This window comes from Herbaspirillum huttiense (genome assembly GCF_004367745.1).
In the GTDB taxonomy this organism is placed as follows: domain Bacteria; phylum Pseudomonadota; class Gammaproteobacteria; order Burkholderiales; family Burkholderiaceae_D; genus Herbaspirillum; species Herbaspirillum huttiense.
This window is the reverse complement of the sequence record NZ_CP037993.1, coordinates 3,358,626-3,370,892: the sequence shown is the minus strand read 5'-3', so window position 1 is coordinate 3,370,892 and position 12,267 is coordinate 3,358,626. Positions and strand designations below refer to the sequence as shown.

Annotated in this window: 6 protein-coding genes; 4 read left to right on the top strand and 2 right to left on the bottom strand. The window is 64.2% G+C overall.

The window, feature by feature from the left end; translation table 11 throughout:
- Window positions 1–35: 35 nt before the first annotated feature.
- The gene (locus E2K99_RS15125; RefSeq protein ID WP_034332511.1) at window positions 36–566 is read left to right on the top strand and encodes a phosphoribosyltransferase; all 531 of its coding nucleotides are present in this window, start codon (window positions 36–38) and stop codon (window positions 564–566) included.
- 95 nt (window positions 567–661) lie between these two features.
- Here E2K99_RS15125 and E2K99_RS15120 read toward each other — a convergent pair whose 3' ends face one another.
- Both E2K99_RS15120 and E2K99_RS15115 read right to left on the bottom strand, forming a co-directional pair.
- Window positions 662–1,759, bottom strand: coding sequence for an SDR family oxidoreductase (locus E2K99_RS15120; protein WP_134222765.1), 1,098 nt, complete (start codon window positions 1,757–1,759; stop codon window positions 662–664).
- A 15-nt stretch (window positions 1,760–1,774) separates the two neighbouring features.
- A complete protein-coding gene (locus tag E2K99_RS15115; RefSeq protein ID WP_134222764.1) occupies window positions 1,775–2,956 on the bottom strand; it encodes an MFS transporter in 1,182 nt (393 codons plus the stop codon).
- Between the two features lie 144 nt (window positions 2,957–3,100).
- On the opposite strand from E2K99_RS15115, the gene E2K99_RS15110 reads away from it, so the two are divergent.
- The 3 genes from E2K99_RS15110 (at window position 3,101) to pbpC (ending at window position 12,266) form a co-directional block, all read left to right on the top strand.
- The gene (locus E2K99_RS15110) at window positions 3,101–3,982 is read left to right on the top strand and encodes a LysR substrate-binding domain-containing protein (RefSeq protein ID WP_134222763.1); all 882 of its coding nucleotides are present in this window, start codon (window positions 3,101–3,103) and stop codon (window positions 3,980–3,982) included.
- A gap of 104 nt (window positions 3,983–4,086) precedes the next feature.
- The gene (locus E2K99_RS15105) at window positions 4,087–9,978 is read left to right on the top strand and encodes an alpha-2-macroglobulin family protein (protein WP_134222762.1); all 5,892 of its coding nucleotides are present in this window, start codon (window positions 4,087–4,089) and stop codon (window positions 9,976–9,978) included.
- The gene (pbpC, locus tag E2K99_RS15100) at window positions 9,978–12,266 is read left to right on the top strand and encodes a penicillin-binding protein 1C (RefSeq protein WP_134222761.1); all 2,289 of its coding nucleotides are present in this window, start codon (window positions 9,978–9,980) and stop codon (window positions 12,264–12,266) included. The genes E2K99_RS15105 and pbpC overlap by 1 nt, the downstream gene beginning before the upstream one ends.
- Window position 12,267 lies beyond the last annotated feature (1 nt).

Sequence of the window (12,267 nt, the reverse complement as noted above, 5' to 3'; positions counted from 1 at the left end):
GCAAGGGCACAAGGCACTACGAAGCAATCAACAATATGAAGATCTCTGACGACAAAGACCTCTGGGTCTCCTGGGACGACTACAACCGCCTGATCGAACGACTGGCATTGAAGGTCTACGAATCCGGCTACCAGTTCGACCAGGTGCTGTGCCTGGCGCGCGGCGGCCTGCGCCCGGGTGACGTGATGTCGCGCATTTTCGATGTCCCGCTGGCCATTCTCTCGACCAGCTCCTACCGGGAAGCTGCCGGCACCATCCGCAGCTCCCTGGACATCGCCAAGTACATCACCATCACCAAGGGAACCCTGGGTGGCCGCATCCTGCTGGTGGACGACCTGGTCGATTCCGGCGTCACCCTGCAGAAGGTGATGGTCCACCTGAAGGAACATTACCCGTCCGTCACCGAGATCAAGAGTGCCGTTCTTTGGTGGAAGGCTTGCTCGGTCGTGGAACCCGATTTCCACATCGACTACCTGCCGACCAACCCCTGGATTCACCAGCCGTTCGAAGAATATGACGGCCTGGGCCCGCATCAGCTGGCGGCCTGGATCAAGAAGGGTGCCTGATCGTTCGCTTTGGTTTGAATGAAGCTGATGTCAGACGTGAAAAGAGCTTGCCGCGGCAAGCTCTTTTTTCGTCTGTTGATGAACGGTGCAACGCTTCAGGACCACGGAATGATCTTGCGTTCCTTGAAGGTGTCGAAGAGTTGATAGAACATCTGCTCCGTCTCCACATACTCGTGAAAGCCCAGGCGCCGGGCCTTGCTGCCGTCGCCGAACATGTCGTAGTCCCACGAGAACACGAAATCGGCAAATTCCCATGCCGACAGTGAAGCATAAGGATGCTGCTTCAAGCCGTGTGCTGTGACGATCCTTTCCCACAACGGCGCCTTGTCCGCCATCACCTCGGCCAGTTTCAGCGGCAGCGGCGTGCCCACTTCCATGCCGAAATAACGGGCGATCTTCGGCCACATCTCACTCCAGCGGAACAGGTCGCCATTGCCGATGTTGAAAGCCTGGTTGGCTGCCGCCTCGGTGGTGGCGGCCCAAACGGTGCCCTTGGCCAGCAGGCGGGCATCGGTCATTTCGACCAGCTTGTCGTAAGCCCCCGGTTTGCCGGGAAAGCGCAGCGGCAGCCCCAGCGCCTTGCTCATGCAGGCATACAGCGCGATGGCCAGCGCCAGGTTCATCGGGTTGCCCAGGGCCGCGCCGCCCACGACCGCCGGACGCGGTGCCGACCAGCTCCAGCAGCGGCCTGACTCGACGCGCCGCTGTTCCAGCCAGCGCTGCTGGTCGAACATGAACTCGGGCGGCATGAACTGCGCATCGCTTTCACGCGCCGGCGTCTTGAAGGGGCCAAGATGACCGCCATAGACTTTGAAGCCCTGCATCAGGCTGATATGGCGCAAGCCGGGCGCGTGGGCTTCCACCGTCTGCACCGTGTTCTGCAGCATGGCCAGGTTGGGGGCCACCAGTTCGCTCCAGCTGGGGCGATGCTGATAGGCTGCATAGAACACGTGGGTGACCTCTTCCAGCGGGGCCAGCTGGCGTCTGGCATCGCTGGCATCGAGCAGATCCACGGAAACGTGGCGCAGTCGTTCCTGCTTGCGGTGCTCGCCACCCCGGCGCGACAGGCCGATCACCTCCCACTGCGGCAGGGACAGCAGGTGTTCGATCAGCTGGCTGCCGATCACGCCGTGGGCGCCCACTACCAGGGCGGTCTGGCGCTGCGGCGGGGAAGTGCTTGGGGTCTGGGTCATGGCGGGCTCCGTCAATCAGATGGGGGTGGTCCGTTCGGTGCGGGCCAGGGCGGCCGGTCGTGCATCCATCTTCCAGCTCACCAGGGCCACGGCGATCCCCGCCAGCGGCAGCAGCGCCGCCACGTAAGGCACCGCATGCAGGCCCGGCCCATGATCGATGGTCACGCCACCCAGCCAGGCACCCGCAGCATTGCCCAGGTTGAAGGCCGCGATATTGGCCGAGGAGGCCAGGTTGGGCGCACCGGTCGCCTTTTCCAGCACGCGCATCTGCAGCGGCGGCACGGTGGCGAAGGCCGCCATGCCCATCAGGCCCACGCCGATGATGGCGGCGATCTTGTTTTCATTGGTGAGCCCGAACAGCACCAATACCACCGCCAGCAGCACCAGGCTGCCCAGCAGGGTGGCCATGAGCTTGCGGTCAGCCAGCTTGCCGCCGGCCAGGTTGCCGATCACCAGTCCCAGGCCGAACAGCAGCAGGATGGGCGAGACCGCCGAGGCCGGGAAACCGCTGATGTCAGTCAGGATCGGGGCGATGTAGGTGAAGGCCGCGAACACGCCGCCAAAGCCCAACACCGTCATCAACAGCCCCAGCATGACCTGCGGACGCATGAGCACGCGCACTTCCTTGCCGAAGTCGGCTTCTTCACCGCCTTGCGAGCGCGGCACCAGCACGGCGGTCGCAGCCAGCGCGATCACGCCGATGACGGTGACGGCCCAGAAGGTGGCGCGCCAGCCATAGATCTGGCCCAGCCAGGTGCCGAAGGGCACGCCCAGCACGTTGGCCACCGTCAGGCCGGTAAACATCAGGGCGATGGCCGAGGCCTGCTTTTCCTTGGGGACCAGGCTGGTGGCGACCACCGAACCGACACCGAAGAACGCACCATGGGCGAAGGAGGCCACCACGCGCCCGATCATCAGCGTGGCATAGCCCGGCGCGATGGCGCAGGCCAGGTTGCCGATGACGAAGACCACCATCAAGGCGATCAGCAAGGTCTTGCGCGGCAGGCGTCCGGTGGTGGCCGTGACCAGCGGGGCGCCCACGAAGACGCCCAGCGCATAACCGGTCACCAGCAGACCGGCCGAAGAGAGGCTCACGCCCAGGTTGGTCGCTACTTCCGGCAGCAGACCCATGATGACGAACTCGGTAGTCCCGATGGCGAATGCGCTGATGGTCAGCGCCCAAAGTGCAATTGGCATGGCAATCCTTCCAGAATGAGGAGTAATGAGGTTTTCCGGCTGCCGAACCCGAAATGGAGTCGCAGCGATGTGAAGGATTGTGCGCGCAGTCTTTGTTGAGAAAAATGCCGTTACAATCAAAGAATATTTGATCTGGAGTCAACAATGGGTATTCAGTCCGAGGAATTGCGCACCTTCGTCGCGGTCGTTGAGGCCGGCACGCTCTCGGCTGCGGCCGAGGTGCTGGAGCAGACCACGTCCGGGGTGAGCCGCGCGCTGTCGCGGCTGGAGGAGAAGCTGGGCGCGAGCCTGCTGACCCGTACCACGCGCCGCATGGAGCTGACCGAAGAGGGCGAGGCCTTCCTCGAGCAGGCGCGCGCCATCCTGGCCGCCATGGAGCAGGCCGAAGACACGGTGCGCATGCGCACGCGCAAGCCGGTCGGGAAGTTGCGCGTGGATGCGGCCGTGCCTTTCATGCTGCACTGTGTGGTGCCGCATGTGGGCGCTTTCCGCGCTGCCTATCCGGAGATCGAACTGGAGCTGACCACCAATGACCGCTTCATCGACCTGGTCGAGCAGCGCGCCGACATCGCCATCCGCATCGGCGAGCTGCAGGATTCCACCTTGCATGCGCGGCCGCTGAGTTCAGCGCGCCTGAACATCGTCGCCAGTCCCGATTACCTGGCCCGCTCCGGCGCGCCGGAGTCGGTAGAAGCCCTGGAGCAGCACCAGCTGATCGGTTTTTCCCAGCCCGACAGCCTCAATCACTGGCCGCTGCGCCACACTGCGGGAGACCGCTATCAGGTGCGTCCGGCGATTCGCGCCTCGAGCGGCGAGACCATCCGTCACCTGGCGCTGCAGGGGCAGGGCATTGCCTGCCTGTCCGACTTCATGACCGCGGCCGACCTGGCGGCAGGCCGCCTGGTGCGTCTGCTGGATCATTACGATAGCGGCTTCCGTCAAAAGATCTCGGCGGTGTACTACCACAACACCCAGCTATCGCGCCGCATCAGCTGTTTTCTGGATTTTTTGCAATGCAAGCTGTAAATCGGAAACGTTTTGCCGTTATTCCAGTCTGAGCGCCAGCACTGCCGCAAGGGGGAAGGATCCTGTGGCTGTCATCACGACAAGATTGATCCGGAGAGAAAAAGATGAAGCACACGGAAAACGCCATGGCCACAGGCCGTCCATCGATCGCGGCGATGTGCCGCGCACCGCTGCAAGGGCTGCTGCTGGCCGGAGCGGCCTTGCTCAGCCTCGGCACGGCCACGGTGCTCACCGCACCGGCTGCGCATGCGGCCAATGCCAGCGTGCTGTCCTTTTCGCCGCAGGGCGAAGTGCAGCGCATCCGCCAGGTGCGGGCGCGCTTCTCGGAATCGATGGTCAAGTTCGGCGACCCCAAGGCGGCCTCGCCCTTCGATGCCGATTGCGCCATCAGCGGCACGGCACGCTGGGCCGATGACAAGAACTGGGTCTACGACTTCGAACGCGACCTGCCACCCGGTACCCGCTGCAGTTTCAATTTGCGCGCCGATGCGCGTTCCGTCGCCGGCAATACGGTCGGCGGCAAGACCCGCTTCCAGTTCAGCACGGGCGGCCCGGCGGTGAGCCGCGTCGAACCCTACAGCGGCGCACAGATTGCGGAAGACCAGGCCTTCATCCTGTTCCAGAACGGGCCGGCCACCGAGGCTACGGTTCGCGACCACCTGTATTGCGAAGCCGAAGGCATCAATGAGCGCATTCCCACCAAGGCCGTCGGCGACGCTGATCGCAAGGCCTTGCTGCAGCAGTTCGCCAAGGGCTCGGACCCGGCGTCGGTCACCATCGTGCAGTGCCAGCAGCGCCTGCCCAACGAGGCGCACGTGAAGCTGGTCTGGGATCGTGGCATTGCCGCTGCCAATGCGCCTTCCATCGTGACCTCCAAGCCGCAGGTCTTCAATTTCCAGGTGCGCAGCGAATTCGCCGCCAGCCTGTCGTGCCAGCGCGAGAATGCCAACGCTGCCTGCTCGCCCATCCTGCCGGTCATCTTGTCGTTCTCGGCCCCGGTGCCGCGCAAGCTGGCCGAGCAGGTGGTGATGAATGCCACCACCGGCAAGATCAAGCCCACGCTGGAAGGAGACAAGGACGAAGCCGTGCGAGAGCTGCGCTTCAAGCCGCCGTTCCCGGAGAAATCCGACTTCACCATCAGCCTGCCTTCCGGCTTCAAGGATGAAGACGGGCGCAGCCTGGCCAATGCGGGTGCGTTCCCGCTGAAATCGGCGCTGGCGGATTTTCCGCCGCTGGCCAAATTCCCGGCCGCCCCCTTTGGCATCATCGAGCTCAACGCTGATCCCACACTGCCGGTCACCCTGCGCCGCGTGGAAGCCGGGCTGCTGGTACGCGGCAAGGATGGCCGCGCCATGCCCGGCCAGGTCGCGGATCTGAAAGTGGATGGCGACAAGGCCGTCATCGCCTGGCTCACGCGCCTGAACAAGTATCACGAGAAGTGGGGCGATCCGAAGAAGGTGGATACGCGCAGCGTCAGCCTGCTGGCCAAGGAACCCGGTGCGAAGAAACTCGATCTGCCTGCACAGAAGGAAGCCAAGGATGGCGAATGGCCCTTTGAAGTGATCGGCATTCCCCTGAAGGATCCGGGCTTCTACGTGGTCGAACTGGAATCCCAGAAGCTGGGCGCATCGTTGCTGGGCAAGCCGCAGCCGATGTATGTGCGCACCAGCGCGCTGGTGACCAACCTGTCGGTGCACGTCAAGCTGGGCCGCGCCAATGGCGCCGTCTGGGTGACCCGGCTGGATGATGCCAAGCCCGTCGCCGATGCCGAGATCCGCGTCTCCAATTGCGACGGCACCCAGCTCTGGCAGGGCAAGACCAACGCCAGCGGCGTGGCCATGATGCCGGTGCTGGAAGATGCCTGCCTCAACCGCGGCTACAGTGCGGAGAACGCCGACAAGATCAGCGGCCTCTTCGTGAGCGCGCGCAAGACCGACGAGAAGGGCCGCCAGGACATGGCCTTTGCGCTGACCTCGTGGAATGAAGGCATCGAATCCTGGCGCTTCAATTTGCCGACCGACATGGACAAGTCGGCCACCACCCGCGCCACCACCATCTTCGACCGCACCCTGTTCCGCGCCGGGGAGACCGTCTCGATGAAGCACGTGATCCGCACCGAGACCATGCAAGGCTTCGGCCTCATGCGCAAGGAAGACCTGCCCACGCGGGTGCGCATCAGCCATCTCGGCAGCGGCCAGCAATACCAGTTCCCGCTGAACTGGCGCGGCAACAAGAGCGCCGAGACCAGCTTCACCCTGCCCAAGGAAGCCAAGCTGGGCAGCTACGAGGTCGTGCTCGACCAGGGCACGGTCGATCCCTCTGCCAGCAGCAATGCCAACGGCCAATCCGATGACGGCGAAAACGAAGCGGGATACGGCCGTGGCACCTATGTCACGGGTAGCTTCCGCGTGGAGGAATTCCGCCTGCCCCTGATGCAGGGACGCATTACGCCGCCCAAGGGTGCGCAAGTGGCCATCAAGGAACTGCCGCTGGATCTGCAGCTGAACTACATCAATGGCGGTGCGGCTGCCAACCAGGCGGTGCGGGTGTCGTCGTTGTTGCGGTCACGTTCGGTCAACATCACGGGTTACGACGGTTTCTCCTTCGATGCGCCGCGTAATGACGATGACAGCAATGCTGATGACCAGAAGATCGTCTCCGACAAGCTCGCCGTCACGCTCGACAAGAACGGTGCCGGCCGCGCCGTCATCGGCAAGCTGCCCGCGCTGCAGCGCCCGCAGGAACTGCTCACCGAGATGACCTACAGCGATCCCAATGGCGAAGTGCAGACCATCTCCAACGTCACGCCCTTGTGGCCGTCGGCGGTGGTGGTGGGCCTGCGCACCGGCAACTGGGTTTCGGTGAAGAAGAAGCTCACGCTGACCGCCGTCACCCTCAATACTGCAGGCCAGCCGCAGGCCGGTGTGCCGGTGGAAATCCGTGGCCTGGCGCGCAAGACCAATTCGCACCGCAAGCGGATGGTCGGCGGCTTCTACGCTTATGAAAACGACGAGAGCAAGCAGGACCTCGGCAAGCTTTGCTCCGGCAAGAGCGACCAGCACGGCATGTTCACCTGCGATACCGAATTGTCCGAAGCGGGCAATGTGGAATTGATCGCCAGCGCCAAGGATGGCAATGGCAATGCGGCTGCCGCCCGTTCCTCCGTGTGGGTCACCGGACGCGGCGAAGTCTGGTTCGATGGCGAGAACCAGGACCGCATCGACATCCTGCCCGAGAAAAAGAATTACCAGCCCGGCGAGACCGCCAACTTCCAGGTCCGCATGCCGTTCCGCTACGCTACCGCGCTGGTCGCGGTGGAGCGTGAAGGCGTGATCGATACGCGCGTGGTGCAGCTGTCCGGCCAGGATCCCACCATCAGCGTGCCGATGAAGGCCGAGTATGGTCCCAACGTGTATGTGTCGGTGTTGGCCGTGCGCGGCCGCATGCGCGAGGTGCCGTGGTATTCCTTCTTCATCTGGGGCTGGAAGGAACCGATCAACTGGTGGCATGAATTCCGCGAATACCAGGGACCGGGCCCCATCGTCGATCTCTCCAAGCCAGCCTGGAAATTCGGCATCGCCGAAGTCAACGTGGGTGACGCGGGCCATCGTCTGCAAGTGGCCGTCAGTACTGACAAGCCGGCTTATCCCATCCGTGCCACTGCCAAGGTGCAAGTGCAAGTGAAACTGCCCAACGGCAAGCCCGCCGCCGGTGGTGAATTCGCCTTGGCCGCCGTCGATGAAGCACTGCTGGAACTGCAACCCAATGGCAGCTGGGATGTGCTGCGCGCCATGCTGCAACGTCGCAGCTACGGCGTCGAAACATCAACGGCCCAGATGCAGGTGGTCGGCAAGCGCCACTACGGCAAGAAGGCCACGCCCGCTGGCGGGGGCGGTGGCCGGGCGCCCACGCGTGAACTGTTCGATACCTTGCTGGTATGGAAGCCCAATGTCACCCTGGATGCCGAGGGCAGGGCACAGCTGGATGTGCCGCTCAATGATGCGCTGACTTCCTTCCGTATCGTCGCCATCGCCGAGAATGGCATCAGCGATTTCGGCACCGGCAGCATCAGCATTCGCTCCACGCAGGATGTGCAGGTCATCTCCGGCCTGCCGCCGCTGGTGCGCGAGGGCGACAACTTCAACGGCAGCGTCACCGTACGCAATACCACCACGCACGATATGACGATCAAGGTCGCCGCGCGTGCGCAAGGTGGTACTACGGCGAGCACGCTGACTCTGCCGGAACGTGAGGTGAAGATTGCAGCCGGACAGTCTGCCGAAGTCATGTGGCCGGTGCAGACGCCGGAAGGCATCAACCAGCTGGCCTGGGAAATCAGCGCCCAGGAGCAGGGCGGACAGAAAGCGCGAGACGCCATGAAGTTCACCCAGCGCGTCGTCCCGGCCGTGCCGGTCACGGTGCAGCAGGCCACGCTGTTCCAGCTGGACAAGAGTGCCGCCATCAACGTCGCGCGACCCGCCGACAGCCTGCCGGGACGCGGCGGCCTGGCGCTCTCGCTCAAGCCCAGCCTGGCCGGTGGCAGCGATGCGCTCACGCGTTACTTCGTCAACTATCCCTTCGCCTGCCTGGAGCAGAAGACGTCCAAGGCCATTGGCCTGCGCGATGAGGCGGCATGGCAGAAGATCGTGGCCGACCTGCCGACCTATCTGGATGGCGATGGCCTGGCGTATTACTTCCCGCCCAGCGACAGTGGTGCGCGCCGCGGCAGCGATACGCTGACGGCCTATCTGCTGGCTGCCACCAACGAAGCCGGCTATGCCATCCCGCAAGCCAGCCGCGACAAGATGCTGGATGGCCTCGCGGCCTTCGTGGAGGGCAAGGTGATGCGCGATTTCTGGTCGCCGCAAAAGGATCTGGACGTGCGCAAGCTGGCCGCCATGGAAGCGCTGTCGCGCTACAACCGTGTGCAACCCGCGATGCTGGGTTCGATCCAGATCAATCCCAACGTCTGGCCCACCTCGGGCCTGCTGGACTGGATCGGCATCCTGCAGCGCGTCTCTGCCATCCCCGAGCGCGACAAGAAGCTGGAGCAAGCCGACCAGATCCTGCGTGCCCGCCTGAACTTCCAGGGCACGCGCATGGGCTTCTCCAATGAAGAGGGCGATTACTGGTGGTGGCTCATGAGCAGCGCCGATGCCAATGCCAACCGCCTGATCCTGCTGGAGCTGAACAACCCGGCCTGGCGCGAGGACATGCCGCGCCTGATCGCCGGTGCCATCGGCCGCCAGCAGCGCGGTCACTGGAGTACCACCACGGCCAACGTCTGGGGCAGCTTGGCGCTGGAGAAATTCGCTCGCAAGTTTGAATCCGAACCTGTTACCGGCACCACCCGTGCCACGCTGGAGCAGAACGGCACCAGCACCGCCACCCAGAGCCTGGCCTGGAGCGGTGCTACCAACGGCGGCAAGCTGCAGCTGCCCTGGCCGGAAGGCAATGCGCAGGGTGGCAGCGTGCGCCTGACGCAAGAGGGCAACGGCAAGCCCTGGGTGACGTTGCAGAGCCTGGCTGCAGTCCCCTTGAAGCAGCCTTTTGCGGCCGGCTATCGCATCACCCGCAAGGTCGAGGCCATCGAGCAGAAGCAGGCCGGTGTATATACACGTGGCGACGTGCTGCGCGTGACGCTGGACATCGACGCGCAAGCCGAGATGACCTGGGTCGTGGTCAGTGATCCGGTGCCGGGCGGTGCGACCCTGCTGGGTTCCGGCCTGGGCCGCGACTCCGCCATCGCGCAGGGCAAGCAGGAGGCCCCGCGTGACCGTGGCATGGGCTGGCTGGCCTATGAAGAGCGCAGCTTCGAAGCCTATCGCGCGTATTACGAGGCCATGCCCAAGGGCCGCACCAGCATCAGCTACACGGTGCGCCTGAACAATGCGGGTGAATTCAACCTGCCGCCCACACGCGTGGAAGCGATGTATGCGCCGGAAATGTTCGGTGAAGTCCCCAATGGCAAGCTGGTCGTGAAGGCGGCGCAGTGATGCGCATGGCCGCATGCACCCTCCGGCCCGGCGCGCTGGTTTCGATCAGCGCGCTGGTGCTGGCTCTGCTGATGCCCACCGCAGCCAGTGCCGTGCCATCGTTCAACGAAGTACAGCGCGACTTCCTGCCCTCGGAAGCCAGCCTGCTGGACCGCAATGGCGAGCTGTTGCAGCGCATGCGCGTGAACATGGACGAGCGCAAATTGTCCTGGGTCAAACTGGAAGACGTATCCCCGGCGCTGCGGCATGCCCTGGTGGCCTCCGAGGACCGGCGTTTCTACCAGCACAGCGGCATCGACTGGAGCGCTGTAGCTGCCTCGGCCTGGGGCAACCTGTGGAATACGAAGACACGCGGTGCCTCCACCATCACGATGCAACTGGCGGGTTTGATCTATGACGATCTGCGCCGCAAGTCCGGTGCGCGTTCGCTCACGCAGAAAGTATCGCAGGCGTGGATTGCACAATCGCTGGAGCGCAACTGGCGCAAGGACCAGATCCTGGAAGCCTATCTCAACCTGGTAGCCTTCCGGGGCGAGCTGGTAGGCGTGCATGCGCTGTCGCGCGTGATGTTCGGCAAGCATCCGAGCGGACTCGACCAGGGCGAGGCGGCCATCGCGGTCGCGTTGATCCGTGCGCCCAATGCGACGCCGCGCCGCGTGACCGAACGCGCCTGCGCCATCCTCAAGGAAGAGGGCGCAGGCGAGCAGTGCAGCGGCATGGATGGCCGCACCGAGCTGGCGTTGGCGCGCGTGTCGGCCAAGCGTGATTTGCCGGGGACGAGTGATTCACCGCAGCTTGCGCCGCATCTGGCCCGCAAGCTGCTGAATGCGCCCGGACAGCAATTGCGGTCCACGCTGGATGCGCCCTTGCAGCGCTTTGCCACGCAAGCCCTGCGTCATCAACTGGCCGGACTGGCCGAGCGCAACATCGAGGATGGTGCCGTCATCGTCATCGACAACGCCACTGGCGAGGTACTGGCCTGGGTCGGTTCCAGCGGCCCGCTGTCGGCGGCGGCCAATGTGGATGGGGTGGTGGCGCAGCGGCAGGCGGGCTCGACGCTCAAGCCTTTCCTCTACGAACTGGCCATCGAAAAGAAATGGCTGACGGCCGCGTCCCTGCTGGATGATTCCCCGGTCAACCTGGCCACCTCGGCCGGGCTCTACATTCCGCAGAACTACGACAAGCAATACAAGGGACTGGTGAGCCTGCGCACGTCGCTGGGTTCCTCGCTCAATATCCCTGCGGTGCGCACGCTGGTGATGGTCACGCCCGAGCGCTTCTTCCGGCGCTTGCAGGCGCTGGGTTTCAACCTGCGCGAGAGCGGTGATTATTACGGCTACAGCCTCGCGCTGGGCAGCGCCGACGTCACGCTGGCCAACCTGGCCAATGCCTATCGCGTGCTGGCCAATCAGGGCCGCTACACGCCCTTGCGCACGCGGCTCGATGAAGCGCGCACGCCAGCGCGTACCACGCAGGTGATGGATGCCGATGCGGCCTACATCATCGGCGACATCCTCTCCGACCGCAGTGCGCGCGCGCGGACCTTCGGCCTGGAGAATGCGCTGTCCACCCGCATCTGGACGGCGGTCAAGACCGGCACTTCCAAGGACATGCGCGATAACTGGTGTGTCGGCTATTCCTCACGTTATACCGTAGGGGTATGGGTCGGAAACGCTTCTGGCGCGCCGATGTGGGACGTGTCCGGCGTGACCGGTGCGGCACCGGTGTGGCAGGAGGTCATGCAATATCTGCATGAACGAGGCCGCAGCGGCGCACGCGAAGCGGGCAATGGACCACCCGCCAAACCGGCTGGTGTGCAAGCGCAGATGATCCGTTACGAGCAGGATGTGGAAGCGGTGCGCACCGAATACTTTTTACCGGGCACCGCCCAGGCCGAGATCCGCCTGGCGCATCCCCGCGATATTCGTCCGGCCATCACTTACCCCACCACAGGCATGCTCGCTGCGCTGGACCCCGATATCCCGCCTGCGCGTCAGCGTATCCGCTTCCGCGCCCAGGGCGCGCCAACCGGCAGCCGCTGGGTGCTGGATGGGAAGATGATGCCGCAGGAGGTCATGCAGGCGGGCAGGGTACAGGCGCAGAAGGTGGCGGCCAACGTCACGGCCGCTGAGGAAGAAGCCTTGGACTTCGACTGGATGCCCTGGCCCGGCAAGCATGTGCTGGTGCTGCAGGACAAGCAGGGCAAGGCGCTCGATAGCGTGCGCTTCGAGGTGCGGGGAGCGGTAGTGCGCAATGAACCCAAGACAGGCGGGACGGCACGCAAATAAA